This is a genomic window from Wenzhouxiangella marina (genome assembly GCF_001187785.1).
GTDB lineage: Bacteria > Pseudomonadota > Gammaproteobacteria > Xanthomonadales > Wenzhouxiangellaceae > Wenzhouxiangella > Wenzhouxiangella marina.
The window spans coordinates 2,190,656-2,208,191 of the sequence record NZ_CP012154.1 but is presented as its reverse complement, the minus strand read 5'-3'; the positions used below and the strand labels follow the sequence as shown (position 1 = coordinate 2,208,191).

13 protein-coding genes and 1 other RNA gene are annotated in these 17,536 nt (G+C 62.5%); 7 read left to right on the top strand and 7 right to left on the bottom strand.

What is annotated here, in order from left to right:
* Positions 1-21: 21 nt before the first annotated feature.
* Both WM2015_RS09370 and WM2015_RS09365 read right to left on the bottom strand, forming a co-directional pair.
* Positions 22-774 carry a class I SAM-dependent methyltransferase gene (locus WM2015_RS09370; RefSeq protein ID WP_049725795.1) on the bottom strand — a complete coding sequence of 251 codons (753 nt, stop codon included), beginning with the start codon at positions 772-774 and terminating at the stop codon, positions 22-24.
* Between the two features lie 2 nt (positions 775-776).
* Entirely contained in the window at positions 777-3,242 is a 2,466-nt protein-coding gene (locus WM2015_RS09365) for a cation-translocating P-type ATPase (RefSeq protein WP_049725794.1), read from the bottom strand.
* Positions 3,243-3,850: 608 nt separating this feature from the next.
* On the opposite strand from WM2015_RS09365, the gene WM2015_RS09360 reads away from it, so the two are divergent.
* Positions 3,851-7,468, top strand: coding sequence for an esterase/lipase family protein (locus WM2015_RS09360; RefSeq protein WP_049725793.1), 3,618 nt, complete (start codon positions 3,851-3,853; stop codon positions 7,466-7,468).
* Positions 7,469-7,540: 72 nt separating this feature from the next.
* Positions 7,541-8,616 (top strand): IS3 family transposase gene (locus WM2015_RS09350; RefSeq protein ID WP_156201030.1). Its coding sequence is split into 2 segments (ribosomal slippage): positions 7,541-7,796 and positions 7,796-8,616, totalling 1,077 coding nucleotides; the frame shifts between segments, so codons are not numbered across the junction.
* Between the two features lie 188 nt (positions 8,617-8,804).
* On the opposite strand, the gene WM2015_RS09345 is transcribed toward WM2015_RS09350, so the two are convergent.
* The 3 genes from WM2015_RS09345 to smpB form a co-directional block, all read right to left on the bottom strand.
* A complete protein-coding gene (locus WM2015_RS09345) occupies positions 8,805-10,016 on the bottom strand; it encodes a tyrosine-type recombinase/integrase (RefSeq protein WP_049725790.1) in 1,212 nt (403 codons plus the stop codon).
* A gap of 165 nt (positions 10,017-10,181) precedes the next feature.
* Positions 10,182-10,539: a transfer-messenger RNA gene (ssrA, locus tag WM2015_RS15600) on the bottom strand.
* Positions 10,540-10,764: 225 nt separating this feature from the next.
* Complete coding sequence (smpB, locus tag WM2015_RS09340; protein ID WP_245609752.1) at positions 10,765-11,226, bottom strand: SsrA-binding protein SmpB; 462 nt, start codon at positions 11,224-11,226, stop codon at positions 10,765-10,767.
* A 154-nt stretch (positions 11,227-11,380) separates the two neighbouring features.
* On the opposite strand from smpB, the gene WM2015_RS16035 reads away from it, so the two are divergent.
* A complete protein-coding gene (locus WM2015_RS16035; RefSeq protein ID WP_049725788.1) occupies positions 11,381-11,812 on the top strand; it encodes a type II toxin-antitoxin system RatA family toxin in 432 nt (143 codons plus the stop codon).
* Positions 11,812-12,153: an RnfH family protein gene (locus tag WM2015_RS09330; RefSeq protein ID WP_049725787.1), complete on the top strand. Its 342-nt coding sequence runs from the start codon at positions 11,812-11,814 to the stop codon at positions 12,151-12,153. The genes WM2015_RS16035 and WM2015_RS09330 overlap by 1 nt, the downstream gene beginning before the upstream one ends.
* Here the strand turns inward: WM2015_RS09330 and WM2015_RS09325 are convergent.
* Positions 12,141-12,539: an outer membrane protein assembly factor BamE gene (locus WM2015_RS09325; protein ID WP_049725786.1), complete on the bottom strand. Its 399-nt coding sequence runs from the start codon at positions 12,537-12,539 to the stop codon at positions 12,141-12,143. The genes WM2015_RS09330 and WM2015_RS09325 overlap by 13 nt on opposite strands.
* Before the next feature lie 93 nt (positions 12,540-12,632).
* On the opposite strand from WM2015_RS09325, the gene fur reads away from it, so the two are divergent.
* Positions 12,633-13,061, top strand: coding sequence for a ferric iron uptake transcriptional regulator (fur, locus tag WM2015_RS09320; protein ID WP_049725785.1), 429 nt, complete (start codon positions 12,633-12,635; stop codon positions 13,059-13,061).
* A 30-nt stretch (positions 13,062-13,091) separates the two neighbouring features.
* Here the strand turns inward: fur and recN are convergent, their stop codons facing one another.
* Positions 13,092-14,765 carry a DNA repair protein RecN gene (gene recN, locus WM2015_RS09315; protein ID WP_049725784.1) on the bottom strand — a complete coding sequence of 558 codons (1,674 nt, stop codon included), beginning with the start codon at positions 14,763-14,765 and terminating at the stop codon, positions 13,092-13,094.
* A 153-nt stretch (positions 14,766-14,918) separates the two neighbouring features.
* Between recN and grpE the strand changes: the two genes are divergently transcribed.
* A complete protein-coding gene (gene grpE / locus WM2015_RS09310) occupies positions 14,919-15,467 on the top strand; it encodes a nucleotide exchange factor GrpE (protein WP_049725783.1) in 549 nt (182 codons plus the stop codon).
* Between the two features lie 110 nt (positions 15,468-15,577).
* Positions 15,578-17,512, top strand: a complete 1,935-nt coding sequence (dnaK, locus tag WM2015_RS09305) for a molecular chaperone DnaK (RefSeq protein ID WP_049725782.1) — start codon at positions 15,578-15,580, stop codon at positions 17,510-17,512.
* Positions 17,513-17,536 lie beyond the last annotated feature (24 nt).

The following is a 17,536-nucleotide window of genomic DNA, read 5'->3' as shown; positions in this document are numbered from 1 at the left end:
AAGGCAGCGTGCCTGGAGGGATCAGTCGATCCGGGAGGCGATGTAGAACCCGTAGCTGTAGAAATCCCGGTAGCGCCGATAGAGCGCGATCTCGCGCCGCTCGGCCTCGACGATGTTCCGAGCCGACTCGGAGTGCGCGTTGCGCTCCAGAAAGGCCTCGAAGCTCGCTTCCAGCGGCTCGTAGTAGTTCGTCAGCCAGCCATCCGGAGGCAGCACGAAATAGGCTTCGGGCCGGTAGCCGTGGCGCTCCAGTTGGGCGACCTTGGCCGAGGCCGTATCGATTTCCGGGTACTCGCGTTCCCAATGCGCCTGGAGTGCCGGAGGGCGCTCGGCCGTCAGCCAGGTGATCTCCGAGACCACTAGCATTCCGCCGGGCTTGAGGAACCGCCGCCAGGCCTGGTGGCCGGCTTCGAAGCCCATGTTGTAGATCGCTCCTTCGGACCAGATCAGATCGAACTCGTCGGCAGCGAAGGGCAGGGCATCCATCGAGGCTTCGAGCGTGCGGATACGTTCCGAAAAGCCTCGCGTCCGGGCCCGATCGTTCAGTTCGGCAAGGAACTCGGGAAACAGGTCCACCGCGACGATCTCGGCATCCAGCCACTCGGCCAGCAGCAGGCTCGCCGATCCGGTGCCACAGCCGATGTCGGCCACGCGCAGTCCCCTCGCCTGGGCCAGGCCGGTCATTTCCAGCGCGCGTCGAGTTTCCTTGCTGCCCCCGGGGCCTTGCCGCTGGCCGGAGCGGTGGAGGTCGACCAACAGTTCGAGTTCGTCCATGGCTAGTCCGAGCGTCGGTGAGCCATCGAGCCGAGCATCGGCAGCAGGGCGATCAGTGATCCTGCGGCCAGCGCGATCAACCAGTCGTCGAGATGCAGCGGCATCACGTGCAGCTTCGAGGCCAGGAACGGCGTCTGCACCAGCACCATGGTCCCCACCAGGGTGCCGATGGCCACGGCCCAGGCCGTGGGCGTTCGCAAGCCGCTCAGTACCGCCATGAGCGCGGCGCTGGCGATACTCAGGGCGACGATCACCGTGGCGCGGGCGTGTTCGACCGCCTGATCGGCACCAAGGCTACGATCGTAGCCGGCGATCAGCAGCACCGTGAGCAGCAGCCCGACGGCTCCGATCGTGGCCCATTCGGAGGGGCGGAAGAAGCGGATGCGGCGCTGGCCACGGCCGCGAGCCAGCAAGCGATCACCTGGCAGGTTCTGGAACACCAGCAGGGCCGTCGGATGGATGATGAGCTCGAGCCAGACGATGTGGATCGGGAGATAGAGCAGCGGGTAACCGGCCAGCGGAATCAGGGCGGCCGACAGCACCAGCGGCAGGTGGATCATCAGCAGATAGGCGAAGCTCAGCCTGAGATTGGAGAACAGCTGCTGGCCCTCACCGATCGCGTGGACGATGCTGCTGAAGTTGTCATCGGTCAGCACGATGGAAGCGACCTCGCGCGCGCTCTGGGTGCCGCGCTGACCCATCGCGATGCCGACATCGGCGGCCTTCAATGCGGGCACGTCGTTCACGCCATCGCCGGTCACGGCCACGATCTCGTCGAGGGCCTGCAGCGCCTGAACGATGGCGAGCTTCTGGGACGGAATGGCGCGAGCGATGACGTCGATGCGACGGAGCGCGGCGGGGTCGGACTCGATGGTGGCCTGGATGTCGTCGGCCAGGACCACCTTCGGCTTGCCGTCCGCTAGCCCGATCTGCCGGCCGATCGCCGTGGCCGTGAGGGGATGATCGCCCGTGACCATGATCACGTGGATGCCGCTGCGGCGGCAGTCGGCGACGGCTTCCCTTACACCGTCTCGAACCGGATCCTCGAAGGCCAGCAGGCCGGCAATGTCATAGGCCTCGTCCGGCTCCTGTCCCTGCCAGTCGGCGGCATCGATCGTCAGGCTGGCGCAGGCGATGACCTTGTAGCCCTTCGCGGCCAGCGCTTCCACCCGCGCCAGCCAGCTTCGGCGCTGATCATCATCCAGGGCACTCATGTCCACCACGGTCTCGGGAGCGCCCTTGGCGACGGCCAGGAACATGCCCGGCGAGCGCTCGAAGACCCGCGTCTCGCGCTTGCGGTCCTCGGTGAAGGGGAATCGGGCCACGATCGGGCTCGTCGGAGCGGTGGCTCGAGCGAGAATGGCGGCATCGATCGGATCCGTCCCCTCCGGATCGCTTGCCGCCGCGGCGATGCTCAACAGCCCGTCGGCCTCCACTTCATCCGCCGGAATCTCCTGGCTCAGCGCCAGGCGTCCTTCCGTGAGGGTGCCGGTCTTGTCCGAACAGATCGTCGTGACCCGGCCGATGTTCTCGACCACCACGGCGCGTCGAACGAGCGCCCGGCGGCGCGCCAGGCGGTACACCCCGACGCCGAGGAAGAAGGTGAACACGATCGGGAACTCCTCCGGCAGCGCCGCCACCGCCAGCGTCACGGCGCTGAGCAGCGCGTCGAGCAGGCCGTGTCCCTGATGCCAGCGGATCATGGCCAGGGCGATGCAGAGCAGGGTGGCCGCGACCACCAGGATGGCGACCAGTTGCCCGATGGCCTTTTGCAGCGGGGTGCGCGCCTGGCGGCCTCGTTGTGCCGAGCGAACGATCTCACCATAGAACGTGTCGGCGCCGGTGTAGGCGATTCGCAGTCGCCCGGCGCCGGTCAGCACCCGCGTGCCCGCCAGCACCCAGGCGTTCGCCTCGCGGTCCCCTCCCTGGCGTCCCGCAGAGGTACTGAACGCGTGCTTGCGCACCGGGTAGGCTTCGCCCGTGAGCGCGGACTCGTCCACCTGCAGGCCATCGTCGGTGCAGAGAATCGCGTCGGCCGGTGCGAAGTCCGATGCGGACAGTTCGATCAGGTCACCCGGCACGAGATCGGCCGTGGGAACCACCACTCGCTCGCCCCCTCGAAGGACCGCCACCCGGCTGGCCAACTGCTTGCTCAAGCCGGCCGTCGACGCCTGGGTTCGTCGGTGCAGGTAGGCATCCATTCCGAGGAACGGCACCAGCGCGATCAGCAGGATCACCGCTTCGCGCGTGTCGCCCAGCACCCCGTAGAGCAGGCTCGTTCCGAGCAGGAACCACAGCATCGGATCCTTCAGCGTATCGCGCAGCAGTTCACGCCAGCCGCTGTCGGGTTCGCCGAGGATGTCGTTCGGCCCGTAGCGCGCCCGCCTGGCGTCCACCTCCGCGCCGCTCAGGCCCTTCGAGGTGTCAGCGAGCAGCTCCAGCAGTTCATCGGGCACGGGGCGTTGCATGGCTGGATTCTAAACCCTGGCCGGACTGGGAACGGACTTGCAGGTTCGATTGCCGCGGGTCTTTAGGGGCCCGGAAAGCGAAAGGGCTGGCGCGATGGCCAGCCCTTTCTCGGGGATTTGGTGGAGGCGGCGGCTATCTAATTTGAAATCTAAGAATCTGAAAATAGGAGATAAGTAGAATCTATCTTTAGACTGTTGCCCCCAAAGATGCCCCCCTTAGGTGTACTGTGTGCGTCGTTTAATCTTATCTGTCCCGACGCTGCCGATATCTGGTTCGGATTTGTTCTCTGCATTTGCGATTCTCCGGGTTTGTGCGCGACAGGTTTTTGCGAGCGAATGTCGAGACTGAAATCGAAATTCATTGCATTTTCGGCTCGCACTAGTGATTGGTGCTTTGATGTGAACTTGACCTCCTGTTTGACTATTTGCTAATTTTCGATCGCTGTCGCTTTGCCATCAGCCGAAGGGGATGTGTGGCAAGTCAACCGTGACAGTTGCCTTTACAAATTCGATGCTAATGATCTCGGCGCTGGTGAGGAGTTTGACTGGCTGTGCGTGAGTCGACTGGCGGCTTTGCTTACTCTACTGAAATCTGGGGGAACCGACGTATGAAAACGATCACTGCCTTGTTTTTAGGCCTTGCGACACTGGTTTTGGCCGGATTGGTTTCGGGAATGCAGTCCGACGAAGTGTTCCGGGACGATTTCGAGCTTTTCAGCTTCACCGAGGTTGCTCACGGCGTGGTCGAGCTTCGCGCCTCGGACGGCACGGTGCGCGAGCAGCGGTCAACCGATGGTGACGGGCACTTCGATCGGTTCCCAGCGTCCCTTGTGCAGCCGGGTGATCAGATTGTTGTTTTTGGCGGCTTCTGGCGCGCCCAACCTTTTGCCGGGGAAATGCGCCTTTTGATGAGGAGCTCCGATTCTCTCCAGATCATCACACCGGTTACTACCTTGGTGGCGCGCTTGGCAGAGTCCGGACTAGTCACCGGCACGACTGCAGCGCAGCGGATTGAAGAGGCAGTAAGTCTTATGGCAGCGCTGTCCATGGTCGGATCAGATTGGGATCAACCCTCGCCTGCGTGGGCCCGTGGCGATCTGTGGGCCGACATAGGGGCAATCGGCGGCTTGCTCAATTGGGGCGAGCAACTGCTGCTACAGATTGCCGTCGGTAAAATTGATGAGCGCCACATGCAGGCCTTCCCGTACGTGAATGCAGGGATCCGCAGTCTTGACAGCGGCGACGTCGTGCGACGGTGGCTGCCTGGAGATAGCGGTGAACTGGAGCTGGCCGTGGATCTGACGCTTGAGAGCCCGGCGGGCCTGAGTTACGAGCTAGTCGACGGCCCGAGCTGGATCACGGTCGATCCGGATGGTTTGCTCGACTATGCCGTGCCCACTTCGGCTGAGTCGGGCAGTGGCGAACTGTTGATCGGCATTACTAACGAATCTCTGGGCCGCAGCCGAGTTCTGAGCCTTGATTACTTCATCGTCTACGGAACGATCGTGGCTGAACAGAGCTTTGGGCCCGGCGGTGGTGAGATTTGGCACCCGAATGGCAATGTCGGTTACCGCGTGGCGGAGGGATCGGCCAGCGAGTCGGTGACCGTGAAATTGATCGACTATCACCACGAAGATGGCGAGATACGGACTGCGCTCCGAACAGACCCGCCAAGTTATGCGTTCGACCCGCCGTTGGCGTTGTTGCTTGGTGAAGCTCGCACAATGGGCCTTGGGCAGAGAGCAATCGATGAATGTGACTTGGATTGGGCCAATGATTGGGAGGAAGCTGCTTGCCAAACGGCTCGGTTTGTTATTGTCGAAAATCCAAACGCATATCAAAGATATGCGTGGAACCGTATTCCGGATTCTGCTCAAGCGCCTTTGAACACGCCGCCGGGCTGGCAGATCTACGACTTCTCCGACGATCGATCAGCCTGGGCACTGGGACGCCGCTGCACGGACTGCCTGAATCGCACTACGCCTGTTCTGTTCATTCATGGTTACAAGCAGCTCGGACAGATGGGGGGCGGGCCCGGAACATGGGGTGATCTGCCCGAATTGCTGCATGACTTCGGAGCTAATGAGTTCGCGGTCTATGAGTTCCGATATCGATCGAACGCGAGGTTCGAAGACCTCGCGTCTGACCTAGGCGATGCGATCGAGCTGATCTATGCAGAGACTGGGAAGCCCATCCAGATCATCGCGCACTCCTTCGGGGGACTTGTTGCCCGCACCTATCTGCAGGGACTCTCCGACCACGCTGTTCCGCTATCGCCATTTACGTCCTGCGCCGAAAGCCGTCACCCCAGGGTGGCAGGACTGCTGACCCTCGGTACTCCACACTCAGGTATAAGTGGCAGCGAGTCCGACATGCAAGGGCTGCGCTTGCCCGATGGCCGGGATGGTTTAGGAGAGGGCATTGATGCATGTCGGCAACTGAGCTGCTGGCAGTCCGGTGCTGACGAGCAGGCGTTCTTCGTCACCGCCTTGGCCAGCTATTTCGATGTCGACACCGAACCCGGTCGACTGATAGAAAACCTGGCAGATTTTCAATCCAACCCATTGCCCGTACCAACGAAGGTGGCCATAGGGCTTAGAGACAAAGATGGAAGGTATGCAAGTGGCGACAATTTGATCAGCTATCAAGGCCAACGATTTGCCCCAGCACTGTCCTGCGACGAATCGAGCTGCAGCAATCAGAGTGTTCCACAGAACCATCGTGAAACAGTGGCCGGTGTGCCGATTGGCCACTGCGTCACCGAGGTTTTGCTTGGCGCGGAAGAAAACGAGCTCAATCCGCTGCCTGGGCAGTTGTTGCAACCGCCTGGTGCCTATTACAGAAACTACTTCCACACTGTTCCCGGCAATCCGCGCGAACCCAAGGTAGATAGGGCGCTCCATATGCCGTTTCTTAGCGAGTCTGGAACGAGTTTCTGGTTCTCGACCCACGACTCCTTCAATCAAATCTTCGAATGGCTATTCAACGCCAACAATTCGTTAGTGATCAACATTCAAGGCCAAGGTGCGGTGAGTGTGCTTGCTGATGGTGAGCTCTATGATTGCCAGACAAGCTGCGTGCTTCCGCTGACAGCGACCGAGGCTTTCCTTACTGCCCAGCCAGGCAACGGCGCAAGTTTTGAAGGATTCTCGCCAAACTGCGTAGGCGGGGGAACAACCTGCACCGTACCGGTCGGCCGCGCAACCACGGTTAACGCGGCGTTCTCCGGCGGCGATCAGGCCGTGTTGGTGGTCAACCGAACGGGCTCCGGCCATATCAACGTGGAACCCGGCGGCCGAGTCTGTAGCTTGCCTCAGTGTCAGTACCTCTTCGCGCCCGGCACCGACGTCTCCCTGACTGCTACGGCAAGCTCAAGCAGCACCTTTAGTGGTTGGTCTGGAGCTTGCGATGGAGCGAGCTCAGCCTGCAGCGTGCGAGTATCGGCTGGGTTGTCTACGATTGTCGGAGCGCAATTCAGCGCATCGGCGCCTGGTAACTCCGTTATTTTTATGGATGACTTCGAAGATGAAGTTATCGGTCAAATCCCCTCACAGTGGCTAAATGGTCCTTGGCCGGATGCTGGCACCAATATCACGACTGACGAGCAAAGTTACACTGGTGCGCAATCGGTGCGCGTTCGTTCTTTTTCGGCAGGACAGAAGGGTATTTATGCGCCGGGAACAGCGTTGAGTGATCGAGTCAGACTAGATGCTAGATTCTACTTGCCAGCCGGGGGCGTCAATGGGGTGTTGTTCGGAGGATTGGATTACACGGGCGTTTATATTGGCTTTCGCTACGTCGGTGGCGGCCAAGCAGAGATAAGAAGTTGGTCTTCAGATGGTGAGGGTCAGTGGGCAGGTACTTTCGCAACCGAAGCATGGAATCGCATTGAAGTAGACTTCGATCCCTTATCAGGAGTCTACGAGGTATTTGTAAACGAGCAAAGCGTCGGCTCACACAGCTATGGTGCTAATTTTGCTCCAGGGTTTGGTAGGGATCTATCACTGCGTGGAGACAATAATGGTGGACCGCGTACTGTCTATTTCGATGATATTTTCCTCTTTGCTACAGAATCTAATTTAGCGGAAGGGCTTGTCACATATCATCCGATGGAAGGAACTCCAGATGATGCGGTTGATGGGAGTGCCGGCAGTGTTTTCGGCGCAATCAATGGGCCTTCATACGGAAAGATAGGAACTGGTTATCAGTATGACGGTATCGACTGACCATACCCCTGTAATCCGGGCCATGTCCAATGTGGGAATTCTCTGATAATTTGTTTCCGAGGAGGACCCACCATGAAGCGCAAGCGCTATACCGAAGAGAAGATCATTTCGATCCTGAAGGAGCACCAGGCGGGGGCGTCGGTGCCCGATCTGGCGCGTCGATACGGGATCGCAGAGAACACCATCTACCGCTGGAAGTCCAAGTTCGGCGGCATGGAGGTCTCAGAGGTCAAACGGCTGCGAGAGCTTGAAGACGAGAATCGCAGGCTCAAGCACTTGCTGGCCGAGGCCGAGCTCGACAAGGCTGCCCTGAAGGAGCTGGTCGAGGGAAACTGGTGACGGCCCGTCAGCGACGCCGGGCCGTTGAGCACCTGACAAGTCGTCGCGTCAGTCAGCGCAGAGCCTGCGCATTGACTGGCTTCAGTCGTTCTGCCGCGCAATACGACTGCCAACCCGGAGACGATGGGCCGCTTCGAGCCCGCCTGAGGGCCTTGGCCGAGCGGTATCCACGCTACGGCTACCCGACGCTCCACGCCATGCTCAAGGCCGAGGGCCTGGTCGTCAATGCCAAGCGGACCTATCGCATCTACCGAGAGGAAGGGCTGCAGGTGCGGACCAAGAAGCGCAAGAAGCTATCCCGCCCTCGAGTCCCGCTCGCTGTGCCTTCGGCGCCGAACGAGCGGTGGTCCATGGACTTCGTGTCTGATCAACTGGCCAATGGCCGGCGTATCCGTGTGCTGAACATCGTTGATGACTTCAGTCGGGAAGCGATCCTGCAGCTGCCTGAGTTCTCGATCTCGGGGCTGCGAGTGACGCGGGAGCTTGACCGACTGCTGGAGTCCCGATCGGCACCGAAGACGATCGTCTGCGACAACGGTCCGGAGTTCACCTCGAAGGCGATGTTCTTCTGGGCGAGGGAACGCCGGATCAAGCTCCACTTCATCCAGCCCGGAAAGCCGACGCAGAATGCGTTCGTGGAGAGCTTCAACGGCAAGTTCAGGGACTACTGCCTGAACCTGAACTGGTTCGCGAGCCTGGAGGATGCTCGCGAGATCATCGAGGACTGGAGAAGGCACTACAACGAGGTTCGACCCCACCGTTCCTTGAACGGGATGCCACCCAGCCAGTACGCAAGGCAGGCGGCATGAGATACTCAATCTCCCACATTAGGCGTGGCCCTAAATCAGGGGTACGGTCAAAGTTCTTAACTCAGATTGACAGGAATATATCGATTGCGAATATTCCTTCATTGCTTTTCGGGCCTTTTGGTCAGGGTGTTTAGTTAACTATTTGGTAACGCGGGCCCTAAGGTGGGATTTGAATAACAACGTTTTTTCTATTTCACGGTAGTAATTCCGAAATGATTCCTTCGGCATTTAAGCTCGGTTAGATAATCGCACCAAGTTTGCATCATTGTGTGTCGATCTTCCAAGTGTGCCGTCCGATTGTGCGCTCGACCATTCGGGTCCCGAACGGCATGCGCAAGCTGATGCTCGATGTAGTCTGGTCGGAACCCCAATACCTCGTCGAGGATCGTTCTCGCCATGGCCCGGAATCCGTGCCCGGTCATTTCATCCTTCCCGATGTCCATCCGGCGCAGCGCGGCCAGAATCGTGTTGTCGCTGATCGGCCGCTTGGCTGACCGGTTGCTCGGGAATAGGTATTTCCCCCGGCCCGTAACCGGGCGCAGTTCTTCCAGAATCTCCAGGGCCTGAGTGGATAGGGGCACGATATGCGGCGTCTGAGTCTTCGTGACCAGAAATCGCCACTCCCGGGCGTCCAGGTCAAAATCGGCCCACTCGGCATGTCTGAGCTCCCCAGGGCGGACAAACACCAGCGGAGCGAGGCGAAGGGCGCAGCGGACAATGGTGGTGCCTTTGTAGGCGTCGATGGCCCGGAGCATGGGGCCGATTTCCTTCGGGTCGGTCTTGGCGGCGAAGTGTTTCGGCTTGACCGGGGGTAGGGCGCCTCGGAGGTCGCCTGACGGGTCCCGCTCGGCACGACCCGTGGCGATGGCGTAGCGGAAGACCTGGCCGCAGATGCTCAGGACCCGGTGGGCGGTCTCGAGCGCGCCGCGCGCTTCGATCCGCCTTAGAGCTTCCAGTAGCTGCGGAGCCGTGATTTCTGCGGCCGGCAGCTTTCCCAGCCAGGGGAAGATATTGAGCTCCAGCCGTCGGATCACCGTTTCGGCGTGCTTCTCCGTCCAGGTGGGGGTGTGTTTGCCGTGCCACTCGCGGGCGATGATCTCGAAGCTGTTGCTTGTCAGGGCTGCCGTGGCGGCTTTCTCCGCCTTTCTGTGCTGACTGGGGTCGGTGCCGTTGGCGAGAAGTTTGCGGGCCTCTCCGTGGCGCTCACGGGCGTCCTTTAGGGAGACGTCCGGGTAGACGCCAAGCGAGAGTCGCTTCTCCTTGCCCCCAAATCGGTACTTGTATCGCCACCACTTGCCCCCGGATGGGGCAACTTCCAGGTAAAGACCGCCGCCGTCGAATAGCTTGCGGGTCTTGGTGTCCGGCTTGGCGCCCCGGATGGCGGTGTCGGTCAGGCGCATTTGGGGGCAACTGGTGTCCGTGTTTGCCGAGCTGCCCCGAATGTTGCCCCCAGTTGCCCCCGGCTGCCAATGGATTTCCTGGGGCAAGTGAGGATGCTCCAGACACCAAAAAGCCCGCAATTACGCGGGCTTCTGGACTTCCTCGGTACTCCGGGGATCTCAATTTGGTGGAGGCGGCGGGAGTCGAACCCGCGTCCGCAAACCATCAGATCCTGGTTCTACATGCTTAGCCACTCGATTTTTTCTCGTTACTGCACCGCCCGAGCGGCAGGGCACATGCAGCAACCAGCCTCAGTTTGATTTAACAGCGGTGCCCTGATGCACGACATGCTGCGATCCTGCTAGATGATCCCCGGTTCAGAAGCGCAGGCTCGACTGATGGGGAGCAGGCTGGTTTTTAGGCAGCCAGTGCGTAGTTGTCGTCGTTGGCAACTAACTTTTTTACAGCAGGTTTTACGAGGATTGCTGTCTCCTCGGCATGCCCCAGGGTACGTCCGATCCACGTCGAAGCCAGTACGCCCCCGTAGGTTGTATCTAAGACTAGCAGCTTGGGCTCAAGTTCCGCAATTCGTGTCGATTGTTCGTAGAGCGTATTCACCACAGCGGCACAGAGGACACAGAGTGAATTCTTGATGCTTGGAGCTCTTATAGTGGCTTCTCGGGTAAATAGTTCAAGGAAATCAGTCCTACCCTCTGTGACCTCTGTGTCTCTGTGGTGAATCGGCCTTTTCGATTCTGCCCGCTCGAATCAGGTGTTCTTCATCAGGCGACCTTTCTGGCGCTCCCAGTCGCGATCCTTCTGGGCGCGGCGCTTATCGTGGGTCTGCTTGCCTCGGGCCACGGCGATCTCGACCTTGACCTTGCCCTTGGACCAGTACATGGCCGTCGGGATCAGGGTCTGGCCCTTGCGCTCGACCAGGCCGATCAGGCGATCGAGCTCGCGCCGGTGCAGGAGCAGGCGCCGGTTGCGCGTCGGGTCGGCCTTGACGTGGGTCGAGGCCGAGGTCAGAGGGGTGATGTGGCAGCCGAACAGGAAGGCCTCGCCGTTCTTCAGCAGCACGTAGCTCTCGCCGAACTGGATCTTGCCCGCGCGCAGGGCCTTGACCTCCCAGCCTTCCAGGGCGATGCCGGCCTCGATCCGCTCGTCGAGGTGGTACTCGAAGCGGGCGCGCTTGTTGAGGGCGATGGTTGACGACGGTTGCTTGGCCACGTGCATTGCGACGAATATTGAGCGGATCGGTAGGATAGCGCAGAGTGCCGTGGGGTTCCGTGTGATTCTGGCCGATGCTTGGTTTTCGCCGCTGGCGCCCCATCTAGTCTGCAGATCGATCGAACCGCTATTGCACAAACCACCGCTGCCCACGATGCCCCAAGTCCACCGCTTCGCCCTGGTCGCCTACACGCCGGAACAGATGTTCGCGCTGGTCCGCGACGTGGCGCGCTACCCGGAGTTCCTGCCCTGGGTCCAGGCCGCCGAAGTGCACGAGGACGCCGAGGACCGGCAGGTGGCGACCCTGGACGTCCGGGTCGCGGGCATCGCGCGCCGCTTCACCACGGAGAACCTGCTGGTGCCCGATCAGAGCCTGTCCATGCGTTTGAAGAATGGTCCCTTCGATGAACTGGCCGGCCGCTGGGAGTTCAAGGCGCTGGGGCAGGAGGGCGCCAGGGTCAGCCTGGATCTGCGCTTCAGTCTCCCGGGCTCGGTCTGGATGACCCCGTTCCAGCGCGGCTTCGAGCGGGTCGCCGATCGCATGGTCGACGATTTCTGCCGTCGCGCCGAGCGCATCCACGGCTGATGGTTGCCGATTCCTCGTACATCGCGGTCGAAGTCGTGGCCGGCTCGGCCGAAGCGCAGCAGCTGGTCAGCCTGAAACTGCCGGCGGGCGCCACGGTGGCTGAGGCCGTCGCTCTGGCCAGGCTCGATGAGCGTCTGCCCGAGCTCGGCCTCGATCCTGAATGCGTCGGAATCTTCGGCAAGCGCTGCCGCCCGGAACAAATGCTGTCGGACGGCGATCGGGTGGAACTCTACCGGCCCCTGCGCGCCGATCCCAAGGTCGTCCGACGCGAGCTCGCGGAGCTGGCGAAGGCGCAGAAGGCGGCGGAAAAGAAGGGTCCGGCTTCCGATCAGGGGTCCTGACGGATGCTTTCCATGTCCTGAATGGGGGTGTCGGAGGGCTGCTGCAGCTCGCGCAGCGCCTGGGCTGCGACCGAATCCTGATCCAGATAACTCCCCTCGATGGCTTCCAGACGGTCGACGCGGTCGAAGATCAGCGTCAGCACCCGCTTGTTCGGGGTCGCGCCGCGACGGGAGTAGGTGTTCATGTAGTCCCAGCGGCTGGCGTGGAAGGGGCTGGCGATCGACGGCGAGCCGAGCAGCACGGCCACCTGGCGCTTGGTCATGCCCAGTTCGAGCTGGGCCACGTCGTCTTCGTCCAGCACATTGCCTTGCTGGATGTCCTGTTTGTAGACGAGATTGCAGGCGGCCAGACTGAAGGCCAGGATCAGATAGAGCAGGGGGCGCATGGGCAGCTTCGCGTTCGGGCTTGAGTCGACAGGGGCAATGATACAATACCTGCTCACTGTTTGAACCCGTTACCTACCAGGTCGTCTCAAGCCATGCCCGAAGAACGCAGCGAACTCCGCAAGGCCGGACTGAAAGTCACGCACCCCCGCCTGCAGATTCTCAAACTGCTCGAGGAAACGCCGCAGAAGCACATGACGGCCGACGAGATCTACCGCAGCCTGATGAGCGGGGGCGAGGAGATCGGCCTGGCCACGGTCTATCGGGTCCTCAATCAGTTCGAAAGCGCTGGCCTGGTGCGCAAGCACCTGTTCACGGACGCGGGCGGGACCAGCACCCAGGCCTGCTACGAGCTCGACGAGGGCGGCCACCACGACCACATGGTCTGCGAGGACACGGGCAAGGTGATCGAGTTCTACGACGAGCAGATCGAGAAGCGCCAGGAAGAAATCGCCCGCGAGCACGGTTACGAAATCGTCAATCACTCGCTGGTGATGTACGTTCGTCCGATCAAGAAGGCCTGAGCCCCGGGCGCGCTGCGCCCTCAGTCATTGTCAGCCGCTCCGCGCGGCGGCCAGCAGTTCCTCCGCATGCTCCCGGCTCTTGTCGGACATCGGTCCGCCGAGCATGCGCGCGATCTCCTCGCGTCTCGACTCCGGGTCCAGCGGCAGGACGCGGATCTGCGTCTTACCCTTCTGGCTGGCCTTGCTGACCTGGAACTGGTGGCTGGCGCAGGCGGCGACCTGCGCCAGGTGAGTGACGCAGAAGGCCTGTCCCTGGCCCGCCACGCGGCGCAGGAAATCACCCACCACGGCCGCCGTCTGGCCGCCGATGCCGGCGTCCACCTCGTCGAAGATCCGAACCACCGGTCCGCGCTCGGGTTTGACGGCAATCATCAGCGCCAGGCTGACCCGCGACAGCTCGCCGCCGGAGGCGACGCGCGTCAGGGGCTTCGGTTCCTGACCGGGGTTGGCGGCGAACAGGATGCGGACCCGGTCCGCGCCGTGGACGGCCGGTCGGGCCTGCTCGTCGTGCTCGATGTCGAAGCGCAGCCGCGCATGATCCATGCCGAGCTCGGCCAGGTGCCGATCGACCTCGGCGGCGAGCGCCTTGCCCGCCTGCTCGCGCGCCTCGTACAGGGCCCGGGCGCATCGGCGCCAGGTCTCCAGCGCGCGATCCCGGGCGCGCTCCAGCTGCTCGCGCTCTTCGCCCTGGTTCTCGAGGCGGTCCAGGCGTTCCTGCAGGCGCTGGGTCAGCTCCGGCAGTTCGGCAGGTTCGACGCGGTGTTTGCGCGCCAGATCCAGCGCGCGTTCGAGCCTGCGATTGACCTTTTCCAGGCGCTCGGGTGCGTCTTCGTCTTCGTCGCGGTCCAGCCGCTCGAGGCTGGCGATGGCCTCGTCGATGTTGATGGCGGCCTCGTCGAGCATGTCGGCCACGCTGGCCAGCTCGGGATCGAGCTCGCGCACCCGCTGCAGTCGTGCCTGGGCATCGCCGAGCATGGCGCGGACGTTGGCCTCGGCATCGCCGTCGAGGATGCGAGCGGCCTGGGCGATGGCGGACCGGAGTTCGTCGCTGCGGGCCAGGCGTTCCTGTTCGGCTTCCAGTCGCTCGTATTCGTCGGTCTGCAGGGCCAGATCGCCGAGCTCACGGCTCTGGAAGCGCAGCAGATCGAGCTGGTTCGGATCGCCCGCGTCCTGCTCGAAGTCCTCCAGTGCCCTGGCCGCCTCGGCAAAGCCTGAGTGGGCGTCCCGGACCGAGCGGGCCAGCTCGGGGTCGAGGCGCTGGTCGAGCAGGGCGCGCTGCACCTCCGGACGTTCCAGGCGCTGGTGCTCGTGCTGGCCATGGATCTCGACGAGCAGGTTGCCCAGCTGGGCCAGCTGGCCGACGGTGGCACTGCGCCCGTTGATCCAGGCGCGGGACTGGCCCTGGGCCGAGAGTACGCGGCGCAGGATCAACTCGTCGCCTTCTTCCATCGCCTGATCCTGCAGCCAGGCGCGGGCCTCGGCGCAGGCATCGGTCAGCTCGAAGCGCGCCGAGAGCTCGGCCTGGTCCTCGCCCTGGGCCACCAGTGAGCTGTCCGCGCGGTTGCCGAGCAGCAGACCCAGGGCATCGATCAGGATCGACTTGCCGGCACCGGTCTCGCCGGTGATCGCGGTGAAGCCGGAATCGAAATCGAGCTCGAGGGCGTCGATGATGGCGAATTGGCGAATCGAAAGTGCGCGCAGCATGGGGCGTGGGGTCGGGCCGATGGGGGCTTCGCTTGGAAGCGGAATCATCCCAGACCTCCCGCCTGCTGGCAACCGCCGTCGGGTGCTTGCATTCAGCGCGAGCCAACCCCACTTGTGCTGGCAGGTTCAACCCGCCAGGAGCAGTGGCACGAGATGGCCGAGAAAAGGGAATCATCCGAGCATCAGGACCCGCGCGACGACGCGCAGGCGCATACCTCCGTCGAAGCCCAGGAAGCCGAGGCGCACAGCGAGTTGCCCGACGAAGCCGAGATCGAGCGTCATCCGCTCGAAGAGGAAGTCGGTCTGCTCAAGGACGCCTTGCTCCGGACACGTGCGGAGATGGACAACCTGCACAAGCGGGCCGAGCGTGAGGTCGAGAAGTCGCGCAAGTTCGCCGTGGAAGGCCTGCTCAAGGACCTGGTGCCGGTGATCGACACCCTGGACCAGGGCATCGAGGCGGCCGGCGAGTCCGGGGCCGAGGGCCTGGTGCTGACCCGGAAGCTGTTGCTGGACACGCTGGTGCGTTACGGGCTCGAGATCGTCGACCCGCTCGGCGAGGCCTTCGACCCGCAGTGGCACGAGGCGATGAGCATGCTGCCCAGCGAGGAGCATGCCAGTGACCAGGTGATCCAGGTGCTGCAGCGTGGTTACCGGCTGCACGATCGCGTGGTGCGCCCGGCCCGGGTGATCGTGGCCCAGTAAGGCCGCTCCAGGGGTTGCGGTTTGAAAAGCGCCGTCGACAGCCCCACTAAACGGGCTATGTGTTCAACAGCATTCTCAACCCTAGTAACGAGAACAGGATCTTTAACGTCATGAGCAAGATTATCGGCATTGACCTGGGAACGACCAATTCCTGTGTCGCCATCATGGAGGGCGGCAAGACGCGGGTGATCGAGAACGCGGAGGGGGATCGCACCACTCCGTCGACGGTCGCCTTTACCAAGGACGGTGAAGTGCTGGTCGGTCAGCCGGCCAAACGCCAGGCCGTCACCAACCCGGATCGCACCCTGTATGCGGTCAAGCGACTGATCGGGCGCAAGTTTTCCGAAGACGTCGTGCAGAAGGACAAGGGCCTGGTGCCGTATCGCATTGTCGAAGCCGACAATGGCGACGCCTGGGTCGAGGTGGATGGCAAGAAGATGGCGCCGCCGGAAATTTCCGCGCGCGTGCTGATGAAGATGAAGAAGACCGCCGAAGACTACCTCGGCGAGGAAGTCAGCGAAGCGGTCATCACCGTGCCGGCCTACTTCAACGATTCGCAGCGCCAGGCCACCAAGGATGCCGGCAAGATCGCCGGTCTGAACGTTCGCCGCATCATCAACGAGCCGACCGCGGCTGCGCTGGCCTACGGTCTGGACAAGGCGGGCAAGGATCGCAAGGTCGCCGTCTATGATCTGGGTGGCGGCACCTTCGACGTGTCGATCATCGAGATCGCCGACGTCGATGGCGAGAAGCAGTTCGAAGTGCTCGCCACCAACGGTGACACCTTCCTGGGTGGTGAGGATTTCGATCTGCGCCTGATCGACTACCTGGCCAACGAGTTCAAGAAGGACCAGGGCGTGGATCTGAAGAACGATCCGCTGGCTCTGCAGCGCCTGCGCGAGGCCGCCGAGCGTGCCAAGATCGAGCTGTCGAGTGCGCAGCAGACGGAAGTCAATCTGCCCTACATCACGGCCGATGCCTCGGGTCCGAAGCACCTGAACATCAAGGTCACGCGCTCGAAGCTGGAGTCGCTCGTGGAAGATCTGGTCAAGCGCTCGATCGAGCCCTGCCGGACGGCCCTGAACGACGCCGGTCTGAAGGTCGGTGAGATCGACGAAGTGATCCTGGTCGGCGGGCAGACCCGCATGCCGGCCGTGCAGCAGGCCGTGGCCGACTTCTTCGGCAAGGAGCCGCGCAAGGACGTCAACCCGGACGAAGCCGTGGCCGTCGGTGCCGCGATCCAGGGTGGCGTGCTGGCCGGTGACGTCAAGGACGTGCTGCTCCTCGACGTGACCCCGCTGTCCCTGGGTATCGAGACCCTGGGTGGCGTGTTCACCAAGGTGATCGAGAAGAACACCACGATTCCGACCAAGGCCTCGCAGGTGTTCTCGACCGCCGAGGACAACCAGAGTGCGGTCACCGTGCACGTCCTCCAGGGCGAGCGTGAGCAGGCGGCGGCGAACAAGTCGCTGGCCAAGTTCGATCTGACCGGCATTCCGGCCGCGCCGCGCGGCATGCCGCAGATCGAAGTCACCTTCGACATGGACGCCAACGGCATCCTGCACGTGTCGGCCAAGGACAAGGCGACCGGGCGCGAACAGCGCATCGAGATCAAGGCCGGTTCGGGTCTGAGCGAGGAGGAGATCGAGAAGATGGTTCGCGATGCCGAGACCCATCGTGAGGAGGACAAGCGCTTCCACGAGCTGGTCAACGCACGCAACCAGGCCGACGGCATCGCCCACGCGACCCGCACCAGCCTCAGCGAGCACGGTGACGAGCTCGACGGTGAGGTCAAGCAGAAGATCGAGGCTGCCCTGGCCAAGGTCGACGAAGCGATCAAGGGCGACGACAAGGACGCCATCGACGCCGCCGTCAACGAGCTGCAGCAGGCCGGTGCCGAGCTGTACCAGAAGGCTGCCGAGAAGGCCCAGGCCGAAGCCGGTGCCGATGGTGACGCCGCGGCGGGCGATGCCCAGGCGTCGGCGGATGCAGCCGACGACGTGGTCGACGCCGAGTACACCGAAGTCGACGACGACAAGAAGTAACAACCCGGTCGGTTCCTGCGGCCC